Origin of the sequence: Demequina sp. NBRC 110056, from assembly GCF_002090155.1 — a bacterium.
Taxonomy (GTDB): domain Bacteria; phylum Actinomycetota; class Actinomycetes; order Actinomycetales; family Demequinaceae; genus Demequina.
In genome coordinates, this window is record NZ_BBRM01000003.1 from 111816 (window position 1) to 131347 (window position 19532).

Genomic DNA, 19532 nt, shown 5'->3' on the forward strand with positions numbered 1-19532 from the left:
GGGCGGGTGCCCGCGTGCGGGACGGCCGTGGAGGCCGTGCGCGCGGGCCGCCCAACTCCTGCCGCGGCGCCTGAGCGGCCACGTCGGCGGCGGTCGGCGCGGACGAGTCCGCAGCGCGCCAACCGGTGTGGGGCGGAGCGGTGTGGGGCGGAGCGGTGTGGGGCGGAGCGTTGAGGCTCAGCCCAGGCGGCGGCGAGCCACGTACAGCGCGGCGCCGCCGACCATGATGCCCAGCGTGCTCCACGTGATGAGCGTGGCCTCCCAGGCGCCGCCGACTGCGGCGACGGCATCGAGTGCGATCGAGCTCAACTCGGCGGACATGCGCTTACCCTCTCGTCGGTACGGGACTTCTCCTACGACTCGACGGTAGGTCGCGCACGCGAACGGGCCCTGAACTCAGGGTGACGGCGAGGTGACGTTTGTCGGCGCTATCCCTGGCGCCAGGGGAGACCGGCGGCGCGCCAGCCCTGCCAGCCGCGGTGGCCGTCCTCGTTGACGGCGCCCTCGAACCCCTCGAGGACGTTGTACGACGGGCCGATGCCGGCGTCGGTGGCGGCGACCGCCGCGCCGATCGAGCGCTGGCCCGAGCGGCACAGGAAGATGATCGGCGTCTCGCCGTCGGCCTCGATGCCGCCCTCGTTGAGCTGCTGGACGAACTGGAAGTTGCGGGCGCCGTCGGGGTACGACACCCACTCGATGAACAGGGTCTCGTGCGGCGTCGAGGAGGTGTCCGGCACGCCCACGAACCGCCACTCGGCCTCGGTGCGCACGTCCACGAGGCGGGCGTCCGGGTTCGACGTGAGGATGTCCCACGCCTCCTGCGGCGTGATGTCTCCGGCGTAGTTGCTCATGACCGGCAGTCTAGACATCGGCGCGCTGGTCACCCGTGCCGCCCCACCACCGGGTTCGTGTAGACGTCGCCCCGATTCCGCGCCTCCGTGCCTCCTGCGTGTCGATGCGGGTCCGCCGCGTGAGGCAAGCCCCCACTTGCATGCAAGCTGCGACTTGCCTATTCTGGTCGCGTGCCCGATGTCTACGACGCCCTCGCCGCCCCGGCGCGCCGCGCCATCCTCGACGCGCTCGCCGAGCGCGCCGACCAGACGCTGTTCGAGCTCGTCAACCGCCTGGGCAGCGACCCGGCGACGGCTCTCACCCGGCAGGCGGTCTCCCAGCACCTCCAGGTGCTCGAGGACGCGGGTCTCGTCGAGCGTCGCCGCCAGGGGCGGTACGTCCTGCACACCCTCACCCCCGAGCCGCTGCGCGAGATCGCGCGGCGCTGGCTCACCGACCCCCAGGAGCAGTCATGATCGGCATCCACCTCGCCTCCGTGTTCGTCACCGACCAGGAGCGAGCCAAGGACTTCTACACTCGCGTGCTCGGGTTCGAGCTCCGCAACGACGTCGACCTCGGCCCAGGCGGCCGGTGGCTCACCGTGGGCAACCCCGGGCAGGAGGCGAGCGCGGGCGTGCCGGCGGTCGAGCTGCTGCTCGAGCCCGCAGGTCACCCCGCCGTGGCGCCGTACCAGGAGGCGCTGGTGACTGACGGCATCCCGGCGACGTCGTTCAGCGTCGACGACGTGGAGGCCGAGCACGCGCGGCTCGTCGAGCTGGGCGTGACGTTCGTGCAGCCGCCCACCGCGATGGGGCCCGTCACGACCGCCGTCCTGGACGACACGTGCGGCAACCTCATCCAGCTCGCGCAGATGAACGGCTGACCAGGCCGGTCCGCGGTCAGATGGCGCCGCGTCAGGGTCGCGAGAGCGCCTGAGCTCGGGAGCTCCGTGCCCGCCGCGTCAACCCGGCGCCCGCCGCGCACACGGCGATGAACGCGACGTTCGCCACCGCGGTGATCGCCGTGAGGTTGCTCACCAGCGCCCACAGGGGGCTGGGGAACGCTGGCGTGGCGCCGCCGTAGATGGGAGACCAGCCCATCGCCATCGCGGTCGCGGCGGGAACCATGATGATCACGCCGGCGAGCGCGCCGAGCGCCGTGCCGAGGACCTGCGGCGCCCCGTACCGCACAGCGTCGGACAGGCCCAGGCGCTGCGCATCGAGACCCAGCGCACTCGCCGTGGCGTCCTCGTCGGCCGTGAGCCGCCGCGTCGCCGTCCACCCGGCTGCGCACAAGGCCTGGGTCGCCACGAGGGCGGCGGCGGCCACCGGCCAGGGGGAGTAGGACGCGGACCCGAAGGTGATGAACGTGACGGCGCTCACCCCCACCAGCGTCGTCACCGTGAGCGCTGGGAGCGTGGTGAGGATCGCGGCCTGGCGCGGATGCGCGGCGATGACTGCGCCCGCGTGCAGGAGCGCCGGGTGGTGCGAGCGACCCACGAGCCTCCCGAGCACTGCGGCGAGACGCCGTGCGGTCTCCACCAGCACGGGCACGAAGGTGACGAGGGCGCCCGCGCACAGGAGCAGCGACCACGGCGCCTCCTCCTGGCTGGCGTTCGCGGCCGCGATGAGGAAGGCGATGTAGAGCGCAGCGAACAGGAGGGCCACGGGCAGGAGTGGGGCGCGGCGCGACAGCGTGGCCTCGTCGACCGAGGGCAGGTCCTTGAGGGCCGCCGACGGCGAGACGCGCGAGGCGAGCACCGCGGGCATGGCGGCGGTGACGAGCCCGAGCGCGACGCCGCCGCCGAGCGCGAGCCAGTACAGGGTCGGGCTCGTGGTGAGCGGCACGGGCAACGCTGCCGCCAGCGAGTGACGATGCGCCGCGTACTGGGCTGCCGCGACCCCCAGGCCGCTCGCGAGTCCCAGCGCCGCGCCGGCGACGCCGATCACGACGCCCTCCGCGACCGTCGCGACCGCGATGCGCCCGCGAGTCGCGCCGAGAGCCTGCGCCGTGGCCGTCCACTGGACGCGGCTGGCAGCTTGTGCGCGGCCCACGGCGAACGCCATCGCGACGAGCCCGACCGCCAGCGCGATCGCGAGCCACATTGGGGCGACGACGTTGGGCGGCGTCGACAGCGCGCCTCCGGAGGACCACATCTCGGTGAAGGTCTGGGCGAGAGCGGGCGTGGTCGTGTCCCACGACACGGTCACCGTCGCGTACGCGTGGCGCGTGCCGTCCGAGTCGACGAGTGCCGCGTCGACGGCCGCGACCGCCGCGCTCGCGTCCTCCGTCGGCAGGTACGCGCGCCCCACGGGCCACGCGTCGGCTGGCCACATCGCGCCGTCGTAGGCGAGTCCTGACAGCGTCCGCGACTCGACCGCGCCTGACGCCGTCCCTGGCGGCCCGCTGGGCGCGACCGCGACGACGTCGCCCAGGCCGACACCGAGCGCCTCGGCGGTCGACGCCTCGAGCATCACGTCGCCCGGCCCGGGAGCTCGTCCGTCGGCGACCGCATCGTCCCATCGCACGTCGCCCCATTGGACGGCTGCGACCTCGCCCCACGGCCCCGCGGAGTCCGACGAGACGGTGACCTCGGCTCCCTGCAGGGCTGCGACGGCTCCCGCGCCCTCGGCGTTGGCCGTCGCGATCAGGTCCTCGAGCTCGGCCACGGTCATCGGCACGCCGTACTCGTCGATGTCGGGCGCGGGCCCGCCGTCGGGCGGGTAGAGGGCGGCCTGGGCGGAGACCTCTCGAACGTCGCCCGACGCGACGGCGTACGCCCGCTCCTGGGCCTCGAGCGTGCGATCGACGGTCCAGGCGTAGGAGGCCAGCGCGACAGCGGCGGCGATGAGCAGCGTCGCCCAGATCGCGTAGGCGCGCTGGGAGCGGATCTGCTCCCGCAGGAGGGTCCAGGTCATCGCACGCCTGCCTTCTGGTCGTGAGCGGGCTGCTCGTCCGGAGTCGGTCCGTCCACCCGGACCCGCACGAGGGGAGAGGACGCCGCGGCCGCGGCGGGCGTCGCGACTGCGACGAGGACGGTCCCGACGAACGCGGTGACGACGGCTGTGGCGGTGGCGTAGACGAGCGTGTCGCCGAACGACGCGGACTCGATGCCCGTCCACTCTCCCCAGAGCGAGAGCAGGAGCGCGAGGCCGGCGCCGGAAGCTGAGCCCGCCGCGGCTCCGGCAATGCCGGACGCGGCGAATCGTGCGCCGGCCGCGATGCGTGCCGCGCGCGAGGTGAGGCCCAGGGCGCCCATCGACGCCCACTCGGCGGCGGTGGCGCGTAGCGAGACCCGGTCGGCGAGCATCGCGATGGTCACCACGACGATCCCCGGCAGGACCCCCAGGGAGAGGTAGCCGAGCCATGCGGGGTCGAGGTCGACGCGCTCGGAGCTCGCCATCGCGCTCACGCCGAGCGTCACCGCCAGCGCCCACGGCATGACGGTCAGCCCCGCGGTCGCCGCCGTGCGCGGCCTCCCCGTCAGAGCCGCGGATGCCGCGATCGCCCACGGCGCCGAGCCCGCGTCGAGCCGGGTGGCGATGCGCGCCACGAGCAGGCGCGTGAGGCGAGCGGCGAGGGCCACCGACGCGATGAGCGCGAGGCCGAGCGCGGTCCAGGTGGAGGCGCCCAGCGACCACGACTCCGAGATGGGGACGAGGGCACCGTGCTGCGATCTGCCCGAGGGCAGGACGTAGAGGGCGGTCGCCCCGGCCAGCACGGTCCACCACGCCCACGTCGGCAGCACCCGCCGTTCGGACTCGCCGACCGGCCGTGGCTGGAGCGCCGATGCGGGGGTCACCGACCGCGCCCACAGCGCCGGGGCGAGGGCCAGGCAGCACGCGATGAAGACGCCTGCGACGACGGGCCACGTCACCGCCCAGGACGGCACGGGGGGAACGACGGGGAGCGCGGGAGCGTCGCCCGCGGCGCGCTCCGCGGCGAGAGAGATGACGACCGCGAGCCAGCCGAGCGTCCACCCGAGGATCGCGCCGAGCACGGCGAGCAGGCCCGCGTCGAGGATGCCCGCCCGGGTGACGGAGGTACGGGTCGCACCGAGGGCCCGCGCGGTGCCCACCCAAGCGGCCCGCGCCTGAGCCTGCGCACGGCCGAGTCCTAGCGCGGCGCCCACGGCACCGAGCACGACGGCCAGCATCAGCAATCCCGACACGAAGGTGGTGGTGTTGCTGGGGATGCCTTGGTCGGCCCAGAATGACCAGCCGATGCGCTCGCCCAGCTCGTCCCACGTGGCCGACCGCCCGCTCCACCCCACGGTCACCCAACCCGAGCGGGCGGACTGCACCTCCGACAAGGGGACGAGCTCGACCCAGCTGGTGTGCGCATCGGCCGTGCGGACCTGGACCGGGGCCCGCGCCTCGCCATGAGAGAGGCCGCTCACCGTGAGCTCGAGATCGCGTGCCACGTCATCCGACGGCATCGCGGCGACCGCGACGGTGTCGCCGATGGCGACGTCGAGCCGGCCCGCGGCGGCGGGGCTCAGCAGCACCTCGCCGTCCCCCGGCGCCCGGCCCTCGAGGATGATGCCCGACCAGTCGACCGTGCCGGCCCACGTGGCGATCTCCAATGGCTCGACCGCGCCGGTGCTCACGTTCGAGACCCGACGTTCCGCGGTGGCGCTGAGCGTGAAGTCATCGTCGCTCGCGGAAGCGCTGGTGACGAGCTCGTCGACCTCTGTCGGGGTGAGGCTTCCCTCGTCGGTCGAGGCGTAGCGCGCCGTCGCGACGGGGAAGTCCGTGCTCCACTCGTAGCCCTGGCCGAGCACCTGCGTGCGGGCGTCGACCTCGGCCTGGGTCGCTGCGACGAGCAGCGCGTACGTCGCCAACGCGACCGCCGCGACCGTCATGGCGAGCGCGGTCGCCAGGTATCCACGCTGGCTTCGGATCTGCTCGCGCAGCAGGGTCCAGGTCACGAGATGCCCGCCTTCTGCGCCTCCGCGAGCTGTTGAGCAGGCGTCAGCCGGTCCAGCCGCACCCTCACCAACGCGGCCCCGCCCGCGGCGACGGCCGCCGCGACGATCACGAGCCCCACCAGCGCGGCCCACGGCATCGCCGAGGCGGTCACCCCGATGCCCGCGACGATGTCGCCGATGCCCGCCGCGCCCAGCGGCGCGTTGGCGATCTCGATGAGCGGCAGCCCGATGAGCGCGCCTCCCGCGACGCCGAACAGGCCCCCGATCAGCGTGGGCACGAACGCCTCGAGCGCCGCCGCTCCGCGCAGAGCGCCGCGGGTCGCGCCGAGCGCGATCAGGGTCGCCTGGTCCTTGGCGCGCAGGCGCTGGGTCGACCAGGCCAGCGCGATGACGATCGCCACCGCGACGGCGAGGAACGGCGCGGTCGCCGCCGCGACGATGTCGCCGCGCACCTCGGGGGCGTACCGGGTGGCGTTGGAGAGGTCCTCCACGCGGAGCCCCTCAAGGTCATGCCTGGCGAGCGCCTCCGCAACGGAGACCTCGCCGCGCGGGTAGAGCAGCACCGCCGCGGTCGACGACATCCCCCAGACGCTCTCGGCCCACGTGCGCTCGACGCCCGCCCACGGAACCGCCTGGTTCACGGACTGGGTGCCCTCGCGCACGCCGTCGACCGCGACGTAGGGACCCGTCTCGCCGTCGAAGGGTGCAGTCCAGCCCACGTGGCCCCAGATCCACTCGGCGCCGGCCGTGAGGTACATCGCGTCCGAGGCGCCTGGCACCACGCGGTCGAAGTCCGTCGCGTCGACGGAGATGAGCAGGTCGCGCTCCTCGCTCCAGTCCGCCTCGCCCTCCTCGCTCCACGCGGCCTCTCGCTCGCGGGGATCGGTGAGCAGCACGCCCGCGGGGATGACCAGCAGGTCCGTGTCAGCGGTGAGCTCTTCGAGCACGTCGGAGGGAAGCGGCGCGACCCAGCCGGAGGGGAGCGTGTCCACGTCGGACATGCCGCGCGTGAGCGACACCTCGGAGACCGTGGCGTGCGGGACCACGCGCGCGCCGAGCGAGTTGCGCGACTCCGTGCCGGCGTAGACGGACGTGACGACCGTCGCCACGCCCATCACGGTCACGACCGCCGCGAGCGCACCGGTGCGCATGGGCGTGGGCCGGGCGAGCGCATCGGCTGCAAGAGAACGTGCGCCGCCGGGTGCCGCTCGCTTCGCCAGCCCCGCCAGCGCGCCGCGCGAGAGCCGCACCGCCGCCCTGGTGCCACCCCAGACGAGCAGCGCAGGCAGGCCGATGTACAGGGTCAGCATCAGCACCAGGCCGAACACGACCGACGCGGCGATCGCGAGACCGCCGTCGGACTCGTCCGTCGACAGGTTGCCCGTGGCGGCGAGCACGGCGCCCAGCGCCACGACGGCGGCAACGGCGCCCGCCGCGACCCACAGCCAGACCCGTCGCCGCCCCCGCGCCCGCTCCCCATGCTCTGGAGGAAGTTTCTCTGCGCGCTTCGTCGTCGCCGAGCGTGCTGTGGGACCGGAATCGGCCACCTCCCGCACGGACCCGCGCGTGGCCCACGCCGCGACCACCCAGTACGCCACCGTGAGGCACACCGCTGCCAGGGCGACGGCGACCATCCAGGTCCAGACCGCATCGGCGACGAAGTATCCCCCGAAGCCCGCGACAAGCTGGCGCGCGGTGGTGCCGAGCAGCGCCCCGACCGCGCCCCCCGCGAGTCCGTCGCGTAGGCCGGCGACCGTGTGTGCACGCACCACGTCGCCGCGCGAGCGCCCGAGCGCCAGCTCGGACGCCAGCTCCGCGCGCCTCGTCGAGATCCACAGCCCGCGGAACGCCGCCGCGGTGCCGCCGATCGCGACGATGAGGAACGGCGCGTAGATCAGCACCACGAAGTACGAGGACAGCATCCACGGCGAGTGCTGGTCGTCCCAGGGCGTGAACGGCGCGGGGCCCGCCCAGGTCAGCAGGCTGGCGACCAGCCCCACGATCGCGACAGGAATCCACCTCATCGTTCAACCCCCGCAAGCGCATCGAGCCCGGCCAGGACGGCCTCGGGCGACGGATCCGTGATGTGGCCCTCGACGCGGCCGTCGGCGAACAGCAGCACCCGGCCCGCGTACGACGCGGCGGTCGGGTCGTGCGTCACCATGACGACCGACTGGCCCAGCTCGCGGCAGCTGACGCGCAGGTGCGACAGGATCTCCGCGCTCGCATGGGTGTCGAGGTTGCCGGTGGGCTCGTCGGCGAGCACCACGCGCGGCCGGGTGATCAGCGCGCGGGCGATGGCAACCCGCTGCTGCTGACCACCCGACATCTCATAGGGGCGGCGGTCGAGCTCGCGGTCGATCCCGAGCATGTCGACCAGCGTCGCCATCCAGTCCTTGTCGTGCGCCAGGCCGTTGAGCCGGAGCGGCAGCTGGATGTTGTCCCGCCCGGTCATGGTCTGGATGAGGTTGAAGCCCTGGAACACGAAGCCGACCACGCGGCCCCGCACCCGGGCGAGCTGCTTGTCGCTCAGGGCGGCGAGGTTGTCCTCGCCCACCCACACCTCGCCGCTGTCGGGCCGGTCGAGCCCCGCGAGCAGGTGAACGAGAGTGGTCTTGCCCGACCCCGACGGGCCCATGATCGCCGTGAGCGTGCCGCCGGGGATGTCGAGGTCGACGTGGTCGACGGCGGTGACGGCGGCGTCTCCGGTCCCGTAGGTCTTGGTGAGGCCGCGGGTGGTCAGCGCGACGGGCGCCGATGCGCTCGCCGGCTGCTCGCCGCCCGTCACCGCTGGTGTGTCCATGCCAGCGACGCTATCGAGCGGGACTCGGCGCGCGCATCGGCCCTCGGTCTTCTCCTGGGTGATACCCAGGTATGACGCCGAGGTCGGGGGCGTCAGCCCTGGGGCCGAACGAGCCCCGTCTCGTACGCCATGACGACCGCCTGCACCCGGTCGCGCGCGCCCAGCTTCGCGAGCACCCGGCCCACGTGGGTCTTCACGGTGGGCTCGGCGAGGAACAGCTCGCCGCAGATCTCCTGGTTGGAGTGTCCCTTGGCCATGAGGGTGAGGACCTCGCGCTCGCGGTCCGTGAGCGTCTCGAGCGCCGATGCGCTGGCCGGCTCGGTCTGCAGCTCCGCCACCTTCGCGAGGAGGCGGCGGGTGGACGAGGGGGCGATGACGGCGTCACCGGCGTGGACGGTGCGGATCGCGGACAGCAGGTCCTCGGGCGGCGCGTCCTTGAGGAGGAAGCCGCTCGCTCCGGCCTTGATGGCGGCCACCACGTACTCGTCGAGGTCGAAGGTGGTGAGGATCACGACCCGGGTGGGCAGCGCATCGGCGAGCGCGCGGCATGCCTCGATGCCGTCCATGCCGGGCATGCGCACGTCCATGAGGACCACGTCGGCGGGCGGGTCGAGCGCGGTGAGCCGGGCGACCGCATCGGCGCCGTCGCCGGCCTCGGCGACAACCTCCATGTCGCCCTGCGAGTCCACCACCATGCGGAAGCCCGCACGGATGAGCTGCTGGTCGTCGACCAGCGCGACCCGAATGGTCACCCCTCCTCCGGGTGCGCCTTGCCCGGCGTCACGGGAGGCAGGGCGGACCACGGGAAGGTGATCCACTGGTCGGTGCGCTTCCAGACGTAGTCGGGGTCGATGACCGAGCGGGACTTGGCGTAGAGCACCGCGGTCCGCACCTCGCCGGCGTGCTGCTCCATGAGCTGCTTGACGAGCGCGAGCGTCTCGCCGGTGTCCGCGACGTCGTCGGCGATGAGCACCTTGAGGCCCGCCATCGCGTCCGTGTCCAGCAGCGGGGGCAGGAGCACCGGTGCCGGAAGTCGCTCGTCGACGCCCGTGTAGAACTCGACGTTCATGGTGCCGACGCCCTTGGTGCCGAGCGCGTACGAGATCGCGCCGCCGATCGGCAGTCCGCCGCGCGCGACGGCCACCACCACCTCGGGCTCGAAGCCGTCGTCCACCACCATCTGGGCGAGGACCCGCGACGCGTCGCCGAATCCCTGCCAGGTGAGCACCTCGCGCTCGTCTGTCATGCCGCATCTCCGTCCCTCGTGCCCACGTGCCCAGGTGGCCCCGTGCCAGCGTCGGCAGGGCCGATGCGCGGGCTGGGCGGTCTCAGCGCTCACCCTAGTCACCGGCGCCGACGGACGGCGCCGCGGGAGCGAACGTGTTGGTCGCGCCCGCGCGCAGCGGCAGCGTGGCGCGCACCAGGTAGCCGCCGCCCGCGCGGGGGCCGGTCGACAGAGTGCCGCCGAACACGGTCGCCCGCTCCCGCATCCCTGCGAGTCCCTGGCCCTTGCCGTCGTCCTTGGCCGCGGCGCCGCGGCCATCGTCCGACACGGTGAGCGTCACGGCGGCGTCGTCCCAGGTGAGCTGCGCGTAGGCGCGAGGCCCAGGACCTGCGTGCTTGAGCACGTTCGTCAGCGCCTCCTGGGCGATCCGGTAGAGCGCGAGGCCGGCGCCGATGGGCAGGGGTCGCGGCGTGCCGGTGGTCACGAAGCTCACGTCGAGGCCGCCGTCGCGGGTCGCAGCCACCAGCGCCGGGATGTCGTCGATGCTCGGCTGGGGGCCCAGCGCCGCCTCGTCGTCCGCGTCGCGCAGCAGGCCCAGCAGCGAGCGCATCTCCGCAAGCGCGGAACGGCCGACCTCGCCGATGGTGCTCAGCGCCCGCGTGGCCGCCTCCGGCTCCTGCGCGGCCGCGAACCGGCCGCCGTCGGCCTGAGCGACCACCACCGACAGCGTGTGCGCGACGACGTCGTGCATCTCGCGGGCGATGCGTGCCCGCTCCGCCGCCGCGGCGAGCGCCCGCTCGGCCTCGGTGTCGCGCGCGAGCTGTGCCTCGAGCTCTGCCGTGCGCGCACGGGCGCGACGCAGGCGCGTGCCGAGCACCGCCGCGACGGCGGCCGCCGCGACCGCCAGGGCGGCAAGGACCCAGACCATGGCCTCACTGTAGAGGCGAGTGGCGTTCGGAGCTCCGCCGCCACCTCCCCGCCCTCGGTTCGTGGAGACGTCGCCCACCGCAGGCCCACCCTTGGCCGCTCCCGTGTCGATCAGGGCTCGTCGCACGCGGCGGCGCCGCTGTCATCCTTGTGCCCCGTTCGCCGGCGACTGGCCCGGCGTCGGTCGAGCGAGCGCGCGGTGATGTCTGATTCGTCACGTTCGGTTCCCCTTCGCGCGCGCATGCGTTGTCATGGAGTCGCAAGAAACTGCCGATAGGGACTTCGATGGCACACACGCAGGGCGCTGACGGCGTGCTCGCGACCCTTGCCCAGGGTCTGCAGCGAGACGCCGATGAGTTCACGCCTGCCGCCACCCCGGCCGCGCACCGCGAGCTCCCGGGCCGTCAGCGCGGTGCCGCGCTGTCGTCCGTCGCGCAGGCTCCCACGGCAGGGGCCGCCGCCGTCATCCTCGACTGCGGCACCTCGCGCCACGACGGCTTCACGCACGTGCTGTGGATCTCGCCGTCGGCCGAGTCGATCCTCGGCTCGCACGTCGCCGAGCGCCTGGGCGATGCCGTCGGCGGCATCGACGGCGTCGAGCGGTGGACGTGGGAGGGGCTCGACCGACTTCATGTGCGCGCGCCCGGCATGGACTGGGATCACCTGGTCGAGGCGGCGCGCGCTGCGGTGACCGCGCTCGCCCGCGGCTGACCCCGTACCGTCCCGACGGACGCTTGGCGGTTCCTTCCGTCACGACGGTCCGTGGGGCGCCTCGTCACTGGAAATTCCGGGATCCGTCCGTTGCGACGGCACGCCGCGCGTGCGACGGCCGCCGTACCGTCCCGACTGACGCTTCGCGATTCGTTCCGTCACGACGGTCCGTGGGGCACGTCGTCACTGAAGAATCCGGGATCCGTCCGTGGCAAGCGAACCCAGCCCGCGCATCGGCGCCACCCAAGCGCCCCGCACGCGCCGGTAGGCTGAGACCAGACGCCGCGCGCACGCGCGAGCCACGCCACGCCGCCGCACCTCCAGGCTTCACACGCAAGGGATGACATGACCGACGCGCCCGCCCAGCACCAGCTCGACACCGTGGACGCCGCAGCGGCGACGCCCGACCAGGACATGCCCTTCGCGGAGCTGGGCCTCAAGCCCGAGGAGTACCAGCAGATCGTCGACCTGCTGGGCCGCCGCCCCACAGCCGCCGAGCTCGCGATGTACTCGGTGATGTGGTCCGAGCACTGCTCGTACAAGTCCTCGAAGATCCACCTCAAGCAGTTCGGCGAGAAGACCACGGAGGCCATGAAGGAGCGCCTCATGGTCGGCATGGGCGAGAACGCTGGCGTCGTGGACATCGGCGACGGCTGGGCGGTGACCTTCAAGGTCGAGTCGCACAACCACCCCTCCTACGTGGAGCCGTACCAGGGCGCCGCGACCGGCGTGGGCGGCATCGTGCGCGACATCCTCGCGATGGGTGCCCGCCCGGTGGCCGGAATGGACGAGCTGCGCTTTGGCGACATCGACCACCCCGACACGGCGCGCGTGGTGCACGGCGTCGTGGGCGGCGTGGGCGGCTACGGCAACTCGCTGGGCCTACCCAACATCGGCGGCGGCAGCGTGTTCGACGCGAGCTATCAGGGGAACCCCCTGGTCAACGCCCTGTGCGTGGGCGTCATGAAGCACGAGGACATTCACCTCGCCTCCGCCGAGGGGGTGGGCAACAAGGTGGTGCTGTTCGGCGCGCGCACGGGCGGCGACGGCATCGGCGGCGCGTCCATCCTGGCCTCCGAGACCTTCGAGGACGGCGTGCCCGCGAAGCGCCCGAGCGTCCAGGTGGGCGACCCCTTCATGGAGAAGGTGCTCATCGAGTGCTGCCTCGAGCTGTTCCGCGCGGACGTGGTGCAGGGCATCCAGGACCTGGGCGCGGCGGGCATCTCGTGCGCGACCAGCGAGCTCGCGAGCAACGGCTCGGGCGGCATGCACGTGTGGCTCGACGACGTCCTGCTGCGCGACCCCACCCTCAACGCCGGCGAGATCCTCATGTCGGAGTCGCAGGAGCGCATGATGGCGGTCGTCACGCCGGACAAGCTCGACGAGTTCATGGCGATCACGCGCAAGTGGGACGTCGAGTCCGCCGTCGTGGGCGAGGTCAACGACTCGGGGCGTCTCACCATCGACCACCACGGCGAGCGCATCGTCGACGTGGACCCGCGCACGGTCGCCCACGAGGGCCCCACCTACGACCGCCCGTTCGCTCGCCCCGCGTGGATGGACGGACTGCAGGCCGATGCGTTCGCCGGCTCCCTGCCCGCGTCCGGCTCCGAGCTGGGCTCGGCCCTGGTCGCGCTCATGTCCTCGCCGAACCTCGCCGACCGCTCGTGGATCACCGACCAGTACGACCGCTACGTGCAGGGCAACACCGCGCTCGCGCGCCCCGACACGGTCGGCGTGGTCCGTGTCGACGAGGAGACCGGTCGCGGCGTCGCGATCGCCACGAGGTCCAACGACCGCTACACCAAGCTGGACCCGTATGCGGGCGCCCAGCAGTCCGTGGTCGCGGCCTACCGCGCTGTCGCCGTCGCGGGTGCGGTGCCGACCGCGATCACCGACGGTCTGAACTTCGGCTCGCCCGAGGACCCCGACGCCATGTGGCAGTTCGTCGAGGCCATCCGCGGCCTGGCCGACGCGTGCGCGTCGCTCGAGGTGCCCGTGACCGGCGGCAACGTCTCGCTCTACAACGGCACGGGTGAGCCCGGCCGCATCGACTCGTCGATCAACCCCACGGCCATCGTGGGCATGCTCGGCATCCTCGACACCGTCGAGCGCGCCACGCCCTCGGGCTGGCGCAAGGGCGGCCAGCTGCTCTACCTCCTGGGCGCCACGGGCGCCGACCTCGATGGGTCGCGCTTCGCCGAGCTCTCCGGCCACCTGGGTGGGCGCCCGCCGGCCGTGGACTTCGCCGCGGAGAAGGTGCTCGCGGAGGTGCTGGTGTCCGCATCGCGCGACGGGCTCATCGACGCGGCGCGCGAGGTGGGCGAGGGCGGCCTCGCGGCGGCGCTCGCTCAGGGCGCGCTGCGTTACGGCGTGGGCGCCCGCGTGGTGCTCGACGAGGTTTGCGAGCGCGACGGCGTGACCCCCGCGCAGGCGCTGTTCTCGGAGACCCAGGGCCGCGTGCTCCTCGCGCTGCCCCGCGACGAGGAGACCCGTCTGGTGGCGATGCTCGAGGCGCGTGGCGTACCCGCGATTCGCCTGGGCGTCACCGAGGAGGGCGAGACCCTCGAGGTGCAGGACCAGTTCTCGCTCGCGCTGGGCGACCTGCGATCCGCGTGGGCCGAGCCGCTGCGCGCGCACTTCGGCTGACCGGCGTCTCGCCCGGTCCCCTTCCCACGGGTGAGTGCGGCGCTGGGCCGGCCCGCGCATCGGCCCGGCGCGACCTTGCGACGGGTCGCGTCCGGCTTGCCCGCACGAACGCACGGACCAGCGTTGAGAATGACTGGTGTCCTGAGCGCGGCTCGTCGCCGGCCTCGGAGTTGATCCGCGACTTCGTGCAGGGCGGGATCGAGGGCGGGGCGCTCACTGTGCGACGCTAGTTGACATGCCTGCACGCCGCCGCATCGACCCCTCCGCAGGACGCGCCGCGCTTCGCGGCTGGCTCGCCTCGACGCGCGAGCCCGACCTGCACCAGCCGGGCGTCGCGATCGCTCAGGACGCCGCGCCGACGGTGGATCGCGCGACCATCGCGACCGCGGTGAGGTACGCCCTCGAGGAGCTCGCGGACGTCGCGCCCGGCGGCGCGCTCGAGGTGCGCGTGCCTCCCTTCGGCGCCGCCCAATGCGTCGCGGGCCGCCACCACCGACGCGGCACCCCGCCCGCCGTCGTCGAGATGGACGCCGCGACCTGGCTGGGACTGGTCACAGGCCGCGTCCGGTGGGCCGATGCGGTCGCCGAAGGCGCCGTCGACGCCTCGGGCGAGCGTAGCGATTTGTCCGAACTTCTCCCGCTACCAGGCGTGACGTCCTAGTCGATCTCAGAAACGTCACGATTCGATGACGGTCGCGGAATTGCTTGGCATCAGGCGTCGTCCCTGCATAAGGTGAGAATGCAAGCGCTGACATTGCGGTCCGCTCCCGTGGATCGCGGCCAGCACGTCTCTGCGTGGGACCTCTGAGCGCAGGGACGCCACTCGAAGAGGAGGAGCGTTGCGCATGAAGAGAAGGTTCATCGGCCCGGCCGCGGCGTTGGCCGCAGCGGGCCTGGTCCTGGCGGGCTGTTCGTCGTCTGACGGCGACACCGAGCCCGACAGCTCAGGTTCTGACGGCGGCGGTGGCGGCGGCGAGGTCGCGGCCGGCTGCGAGGACTACGCCGACTACGGCACGTTCGACGGCGGTGAGGTCGAGGTCTACACGACCATCACCGGCATCGAGCTCGGCCAGCTCGAGGACAGCTTCACGGACTTCGAGGGCTGCACCGGACTGACCGTCAACGTCGTGAGCTCGGACGAGTTCGAGACGGAGATCAACATTCGCGTCGAGGGCGGCAACCCGCCTGACCTCGCGATCGTGCCCCAGCCCGGACTGCTGCAGACCCTCGTCGGCACCGGCTCGGTCGTGGCCGCACCGGAGTCCGTCGCCGCGAACGTCGACGAGTTCTGGTCCGAGGACTGGAAGAACTACGGCACCGTCGGTCAGACGTTCTACGCCGCGCCGCTGATGGCGTCGGTCAAGGGCTACGTCTGGTACTCGCCGGCTGACTTCGAGGCCAACGGCTACGAGGTCCCGACCACGTGGGACGGGCTCATGGAGCTCACCGACACGATGGTCGCGAACGGCGGCGAGGGCGACAACTACAAGCCCTGGTGCATCGGCTTCGAGTCGGGCACGGCGACCGGCTGGCCCGGCACGGACTGGATCGAGGACCTCGTCCTCCGCCAGCACGGCGCGGACCAGTACGACGCATGGGTCGCGGGTGACCTCGACTTCAACTCGGCCGAGATCAAGGAGTCGTTCGAGGCGTTCGGCAACATCGCCCTGAACGAGGACTACGTCAACGGTGGCCTGGGCGGCTCGTCGTCGATCGTCGACACCGCGTTCCAGGAGGGCGGCCTGCCCATCCTCGACGGTTCGTGCTCGCTGCACCACCAGGCCTCGTTCTACGAGGCGCAGTGGCCTGAGGCGAACCCCGACATCGTGGTCGCGCCCGACGGCGACATCTGGGCGTTCCTGACCCCGCCGATCAACGAGGGCGACCCCGCGGCCGTCACCGGTGGTGGCGAGTTCGTGGCCGCCTTCAGCGACTCCGACGAGGTCGCCGCGGTGCAGACCTACATGTCCTCGGACACGTGGGCCAACAACCGCGTCGAGCTGGGAGGCGTCATCTCCGCGAACAAGGGCCTCGACCCGAGCCTCGCATCGTCCGACCTCGGACGTGCGTCGATCGAGATCCTGCAGGGCGAGGACACGGTGTTCCGCTTCGACGGCTCCGACCTCATGCCGTCCGCGGTGGGTGCCTCGGCGTTCTGGACCGAGATGGTCGAGTACGTCAACGGCAAGAACATCGACACGGTGCTGACGGACATCGAGGCCGCTTGGCCGTAAGCCGCACCACGAGGTGACCGGCCGGGTCCCGCTTCGCGCGGGACCCGGCTGGTCGCACCGGTCAGCTGTTCATTCAAAGGAGAAGAGGCACTGATGACGGTTCTTGCCGCCGCGTCGCGGCCGCTGCCGATGGCAGGGCTGGACGCCAACTTCTGGTCGGAGCAGGGCAGCAAGCTCATCCTCGCGGCCCTGGCGATCATCGTGTTCATCGCGGTGGTCGCTCTCATCATGTTCGGCGCCGACCTGGTCAAGGGGCGCAAGCGCGACAAGGTGCAGCTGGTGGTGCTCATCACCCCGGTGCTGCTGCTGCTCGCGATCGGACTGATCTACCCGGCGATCGACACGGTGTGGCTGTCGTTCACCGAGATCGTCAAGGAGCCTGACCCGGTCACGGGCATCAACACGGAGTCCATGAACTTCGTGGGGCTCGACAACTACATCTTCGCGTTCACCGACCCGACGATGCTGCGCACGATCCTCAACACCATCGCGTGGATCATCCTGGTGCCGCTGATGTCGACCATCGTCGGTCTCGCCTACGCCGTCTTCATCGACCGCGCCCGAGGCGAGAAGCAGCTTAAGTCGCTCGTGTTCATGCCCATGGCGATCTCGTTCGTCGGCGCCTCGGTCATCTGGGGCTCGATCATGTACGACTACAACCAGACGGGCTCCCAGACCGGCATGATCAACGCGGTGCTCGGGGTGTTCGGCATCGACCCGATCAACTTCCTCGCCACCGAGCCGTGGAACACGTTCTTCCTCATCGTCATCCTCGCGTGGATCCAGACCGGATTCGCGATGGTCATCATCTCGGCGGCCATCAAGGGCGTCCCGGTCGAGATCATCGAGGCGGCCTCGCTCGACGGGGCCAACGCCTGGCAGCGGTTCTGGTCGGTCACGATCCCGTCGATCCGCGGCACCCTCGTGGTGGTGCTGACGACCATCACGATCGCCACGCTGAAGGTCTACGACATCGTCCGCACCCTGACGCAGGGTCGCAACAACACGGACGTGGTCGCGAACAAGATGTACGTCCTGTCCTTCGTCGAGCAACGACAACCGCTGGGTGCTGCACTCGCGGTGATCCTCTTCATATTCGTCATCCCGGTCGTCATCTACAACGTGCGATCGCTCCAGAAGGTGAAGGAGACCCGCTGATGACCACTCCCGCACCCGCGATCCCCGACAAGACCGCGACCGCCCCCGAGAAGACCCGCTCGCAGAAGGCCAAGGAGAGGCTCACCTCGCCCTGGGCCACCGCGGCGGCGATCATCATCGCCGTGCTGTGGACCATCCCCACGGTCGGTCTGCTGATGACGTCCCTGGTTCCCGGCCAGTACTACCGCACCGACGCCTGGTGGACGGTGATGCTCGAGGGCAACCTCACGTTCGAGAACTTCGGCATCGTCCTGTTCGACTCGTTCGGCGACAGCTCGAGCTCCGACCCGCTGCTGGGCAACCTCATCAACTCGATCGTGGTGACGGTGCCGACGGTGGTCTTCCCGCTCGTGCTGGCGCTCATGGCCGCCTACGCGTTCGCGTGGATCCCCTTCAAGGGCTCGGGCTTCCTGTTCGTGCTGATCTTCGCGCTCCAGGTGGTGCCGATCCAGCTCGCGCTGATCCCGCTGCTGCGCCTGCTCGGCCCAGAGAACCTCGGCATCGCCGGCGAGTTCCCCGGCGTCTGGCTCGCGCATACGATCTTCGCGCTGCCACTCGCGGTGTTCCTGTTGCACAACTTCATCGCGCAGATCCCGAGCGACGTCATCGAGGCGGCCCGGGTGGACGGCGCGAGCCACACGCAGGTGTTCTTCCGCATCATTATCCCGCTGTCGCTGCCGGCGATCGCCTCGCTTGCGATCTTCCAGTTCCTGTGGGTGTGGAACGACCTGCTGGTCTCCGCGGTGTTCGGCTCCATCGACACCTATCCGCTCACCTACCCGATCTCGAACCTCGCGGGCAGCTATGGCGCCACGGCCTACCTGGTGCCGCCCGCGGCGTTCATCTCGATGATCATCCCGCTGATCGTGTTCTTCTCGCTGCAGCGGTACTTCGTGCGAGGTCTGCTGGCTGGCTCGACCAAGGGCTGACGGGCTGGGGGACGGGCGGCCCGTGTCGCACCTTGACGGGTGCGACACGGGCCGCTTGCATGTGGTCATGCCGTCACGGACGTCCGCAGCGCCGATGCGCGGGCTGGCTCTCGCCGCCGCCGTGGGTCTCGCTCTGGTCGGGTGCTCGGCGGACGCGCCCGATGCGGAAGCGTCGACCCCGGCGCCGTTGCTGTCCGGGACGCTCCAGCCCGACGCCGAGCCCTCGCCGGTGGCCGGCACCGAGTCCGCGGCCGTCCCCGATCCATCGGAGACGCTGGCGTGGTCCACGGCGGGGCGCGCGGCCTTCTACGACGCCGGCACCCAGGCGGACGGCGCCTACGCGCAGCTCGTCGCCGAGGGCCGGGCTGACGACGCCGCGCTCGTCGAACGCATCGCCCGCGAGCCGCAGGCGGTGTGGGTGGGAGAGTGGATCGCGGACCCTGCCGCGACGGTCGCGTCGGTGACCTCTGCCGCCGCCGCGGCCGACGAGGTCGCGCTGCTGGTGGTCTACGCGATCCCGGGGCGCGACTGCGGCCTGCACTCGGCAGGCGGCGTCGCGCAGGACCGCTACGTGGACTTCGTGCAGTCGCTCGCCGGCGCGATGGATCCCGCCGCGGAGGCGTGGGTGGTGCTCGAGCCCGATGCGCTCGCCCAGATGGGCGACTGCGACGGCCAGGGCGACCGGGCGGCGCTGCTCGCCGCGGGAGCGCAGGCGTTGGCGTCGGGCGGTGCCCGGGTCTACCTGGACATCGGCCACTCGGGGTGGCTGAGCGTCGACGAGGCCCTCGAGCGCATCGACCGCGTGGGCCTCGAGAGCATCGCCGGCTTCGCGACCAACACCTCCAACTACCAGGCGCTCGCGGACGAGCGGGCGTGGGCGGATCAGATCGCCGGCGCGACGGGGCTTGGGTATCTGGTCGACACCTCCCGCAACGGCAACGGCTCCAACGGCGAGTGGTGCAACGCCCGTGGGCGAGCGCTCGGCGAGCCGCCCGCGGTCCTGCGCGAGTGGCCGCTCGAGGCGACCGCGTGGGTCAAGCCGCCGGGCGAGTCGGACGGCGCGTGCAACGGCGGCCCCGCCGCGGGCCAGTGGTGGCTCGAGGTTGCCCTCGAGCTCGCGGGCAACGCCTAGACT

The 19532-nt window shown here is 72.1% G+C and carries 18 protein-coding genes; 9 read left to right on the forward strand and 9 right to left on the reverse strand.

Going from position 1 to position 19532, the window contains the following annotated elements; translation table 11 throughout:
- Positions 1 to 177: 177 nt before the first annotated feature.
- Complete coding sequence (locus tag B7K25_RS13685; RefSeq protein ID WP_159450117.1) at positions 178 to 321, reverse strand: hypothetical protein; 144 nt, start codon at positions 319 to 321, stop codon at positions 178 to 180.
- 107 nt (positions 322 to 428) lie between these two features.
- The gene (locus B7K25_RS04935) at positions 429 to 851 is read right to left on the reverse strand and encodes a rhodanese-like domain-containing protein (protein WP_084104616.1); all 423 of its coding nucleotides are present in this window, start codon (positions 849 to 851) and stop codon (positions 429 to 431) included.
- A 171-nt stretch (positions 852 to 1022) separates the two neighbouring features.
- Here B7K25_RS04935 and B7K25_RS04940 point away from each other — a divergent pair, with 171 nt between their 5' ends.
- Together B7K25_RS04940 and B7K25_RS04945 are read left to right on the forward strand one after the other, a co-directional pair.
- On the forward strand, positions 1023 to 1307 hold the full coding sequence (locus tag B7K25_RS04940; protein WP_084104617.1) for a helix-turn-helix transcriptional regulator: 285 nt from the start codon (positions 1023 to 1025) through the stop codon (positions 1305 to 1307).
- The gene (locus B7K25_RS04945; protein ID WP_304441519.1) at positions 1304 to 1714 is read left to right on the forward strand and encodes a VOC family protein; all 411 of its coding nucleotides are present in this window, start codon (positions 1304 to 1306) and stop codon (positions 1712 to 1714) included. The genes B7K25_RS04940 and B7K25_RS04945 overlap by 4 nt, the downstream gene beginning before the upstream one ends.
- A gap of 31 nt (positions 1715 to 1745) precedes the next feature.
- Here the strand turns inward: B7K25_RS04945 and B7K25_RS04950 are convergent, their stop codons facing one another.
- The 7 genes from B7K25_RS04950 to B7K25_RS04980 all read right to left on the reverse strand — a co-directional run bounded on the left by B7K25_RS04950 (position 1746) and on the right by B7K25_RS04980 (position 10717).
- Entirely contained in the window at positions 1746 to 3749 is a 2004-nt protein-coding gene (locus tag B7K25_RS04950; RefSeq protein ID WP_084104618.1) for an ABC transporter permease, read from the reverse strand.
- Positions 3746 to 5761, reverse strand: a complete 2016-nt coding sequence (locus tag B7K25_RS04955) for an FtsX-like permease family protein (RefSeq protein ID WP_084104619.1) — start codon at positions 5759 to 5761, stop codon at positions 3746 to 3748. The genes B7K25_RS04950 and B7K25_RS04955 overlap by 4 nt, the downstream gene beginning before the upstream one ends.
- Positions 5758 to 7785 carry an ABC transporter permease gene (locus tag B7K25_RS04960; RefSeq protein ID WP_084104620.1) on the reverse strand — a complete coding sequence of 676 codons (2028 nt, stop codon included), beginning with the start codon at positions 7783 to 7785 and terminating at the stop codon, positions 5758 to 5760. The genes B7K25_RS04955 and B7K25_RS04960 overlap by 4 nt, the downstream gene beginning before the upstream one ends.
- A complete protein-coding gene (locus B7K25_RS04965) occupies positions 7782 to 8564 on the reverse strand; it encodes an ABC transporter ATP-binding protein (RefSeq protein ID WP_084104621.1) in 783 nt (260 codons plus the stop codon). Before B7K25_RS04965 ends, B7K25_RS04960 begins: the two co-directional genes overlap by 4 nt.
- Before the next feature lie 92 nt (positions 8565 to 8656).
- Entirely contained in the window at positions 8657 to 9259 is a 603-nt protein-coding gene (locus tag B7K25_RS04970; protein ID WP_144018890.1) for a response regulator transcription factor, read from the reverse strand.
- A gap of 53 nt (positions 9260 to 9312) precedes the next feature.
- Positions 9313 to 9810: a phosphoribosyltransferase gene (locus B7K25_RS04975; protein WP_084104623.1), complete on the reverse strand. Its 498-nt coding sequence runs from the start codon at positions 9808 to 9810 to the stop codon at positions 9313 to 9315.
- Between the two features lie 94 nt (positions 9811 to 9904).
- Positions 9905 to 10717 carry a sensor histidine kinase gene (locus tag B7K25_RS04980; protein ID WP_084104624.1) on the reverse strand — a complete coding sequence of 271 codons (813 nt, stop codon included), beginning with the start codon at positions 10715 to 10717 and terminating at the stop codon, positions 9905 to 9907.
- A gap of 284 nt (positions 10718 to 11001) precedes the next feature.
- On the opposite strand from B7K25_RS04980, the gene B7K25_RS13690 reads away from it, so the two are divergent.
- From B7K25_RS13690 to B7K25_RS05015, 7 genes are all read left to right on the forward strand, one after another.
- On the forward strand, positions 11002 to 11427 hold the full coding sequence (locus tag B7K25_RS13690; protein ID WP_084104625.1) for a hypothetical protein: 426 nt from the start codon (positions 11002 to 11004) through the stop codon (positions 11425 to 11427).
- Between the two features lie 345 nt (positions 11428 to 11772).
- On the forward strand, positions 11773 to 14076 hold the full coding sequence (gene purL / locus B7K25_RS04990; RefSeq protein WP_084104626.1) for a phosphoribosylformylglycinamidine synthase subunit PurL: 2304 nt from the start codon (positions 11773 to 11775) through the stop codon (positions 14074 to 14076).
- Between the two features lie 235 nt (positions 14077 to 14311).
- Positions 14312 to 14737: a sterol carrier family protein gene (locus B7K25_RS04995; RefSeq protein ID WP_084104627.1), complete on the forward strand. Its 426-nt coding sequence runs from the start codon at positions 14312 to 14314 to the stop codon at positions 14735 to 14737.
- A 184-nt stretch (positions 14738 to 14921) separates the two neighbouring features.
- Entirely contained in the window at positions 14922 to 16310 is a 1389-nt protein-coding gene (locus B7K25_RS05000) for an ABC transporter substrate-binding protein (protein WP_084104628.1), read from the forward strand.
- A 93-nt stretch (positions 16311 to 16403) separates the two neighbouring features.
- Positions 16404 to 17468: a carbohydrate ABC transporter permease gene (locus B7K25_RS05005; RefSeq protein WP_144018854.1), complete on the forward strand. Its 1065-nt coding sequence runs from the start codon at positions 16404 to 16406 to the stop codon at positions 17466 to 17468.
- Entirely contained in the window at positions 17468 to 18397 is a 930-nt protein-coding gene (locus B7K25_RS05010) for a carbohydrate ABC transporter permease (RefSeq protein ID WP_084104629.1), read from the forward strand. The genes B7K25_RS05005 and B7K25_RS05010 overlap by 1 nt, the downstream gene beginning before the upstream one ends.
- Positions 18398 to 18464: 67 nt before the next feature.
- Complete coding sequence (locus tag B7K25_RS05015) at positions 18465 to 19529, forward strand: glycoside hydrolase family 6 protein (protein ID WP_084104630.1); 1065 nt, start codon at positions 18465 to 18467, stop codon at positions 19527 to 19529.
- The last annotated feature ends 3 nt before the right edge of the window (positions 19530 to 19532 follow it).

What these genes read in the sequence shown, in the direction of transcription:
- B7K25_RS05000 (WP_084104628.1), top strand. Translation starts at nt 14,922, where the DNA reads ATGAAGAGAAGGTTCATCGGCCCGGCCGCGGCGTTGGCCGCAGCGGGC.
- B7K25_RS05015 (WP_084104630.1), top strand. Translation starts at nt 18,465, where the DNA reads ATGCCGTCACGGACGTCCGCAGCGCCGATGCGCGGGCTGGCTCTCGCC.
- B7K25_RS05005 (WP_144018854.1), top strand. Translation starts at nt 16,404, where the DNA reads ATGACGGTTCTTGCCGCCGCGTCGCGGCCGCTGCCGATGGCAGGGCTG.
- B7K25_RS04945 (WP_304441519.1), top strand. Translation starts at nt 1,304, where the DNA reads ATGATCGGCATCCACCTCGCCTCCGTGTTCGTCACCGACCAGGAGCGA.
- B7K25_RS04970 (WP_144018890.1), bottom strand. Translation starts at nt 9,259, where the DNA reads ATGGTGGTGGACTCGCAGGGCGACATGGAGGTTGTCGCCGAGGCCGGC.
- B7K25_RS05010 (WP_084104629.1), top strand. Translation starts at nt 17,468, where the DNA reads ATGACCACTCCCGCACCCGCGATCCCCGACAAGACCGCGACCGCCCCC.
- B7K25_RS04935 (WP_084104616.1), bottom strand. Translation starts at nt 851, where the DNA reads ATGAGCAACTACGCCGGAGACATCACGCCGCAGGAGGCGTGGGACATC.
- B7K25_RS13685 (WP_159450117.1), bottom strand. Translation starts at nt 321, where the DNA reads ATGTCCGCCGAGTTGAGCTCGATCGCACTCGATGCCGTCGCCGCAGTC.
- B7K25_RS04965 (WP_084104621.1), bottom strand. Translation starts at nt 8,564, where the DNA reads ATGGACACACCAGCGGTGACGGGCGGCGAGCAGCCGGCGAGCGCATCG.
- B7K25_RS04950 (WP_084104618.1), bottom strand. Translation starts at nt 3,749, where the DNA reads ATGACCTGGACCCTCCTGCGGGAGCAGATCCGCTCCCAGCGCGCCTAC.
- B7K25_RS04975 (WP_084104623.1), bottom strand. Translation starts at nt 9,810, where the DNA reads ATGACAGACGAGCGCGAGGTGCTCACCTGGCAGGGATTCGGCGACGCG.
- purL (WP_084104626.1), top strand. Translation starts at nt 11,773, where the DNA reads ATGACCGACGCGCCCGCCCAGCACCAGCTCGACACCGTGGACGCCGCA.
- B7K25_RS13690 (WP_084104625.1), top strand. Translation starts at nt 11,002, where the DNA reads ATGGCACACACGCAGGGCGCTGACGGCGTGCTCGCGACCCTTGCCCAG.
- B7K25_RS04960 (WP_084104620.1), bottom strand. Translation starts at nt 7,785, where the DNA reads ATGAGGTGGATTCCTGTCGCGATCGTGGGGCTGGTCGCCAGCCTGCTG.
- B7K25_RS04995 (WP_084104627.1), top strand. Translation starts at nt 14,312, where the DNA reads ATGCCTGCACGCCGCCGCATCGACCCCTCCGCAGGACGCGCCGCGCTT.
- B7K25_RS04980 (WP_084104624.1), bottom strand. Translation starts at nt 10,717, where the DNA reads ATGGTCTGGGTCCTTGCCGCCCTGGCGGTCGCGGCGGCCGCCGTCGCG.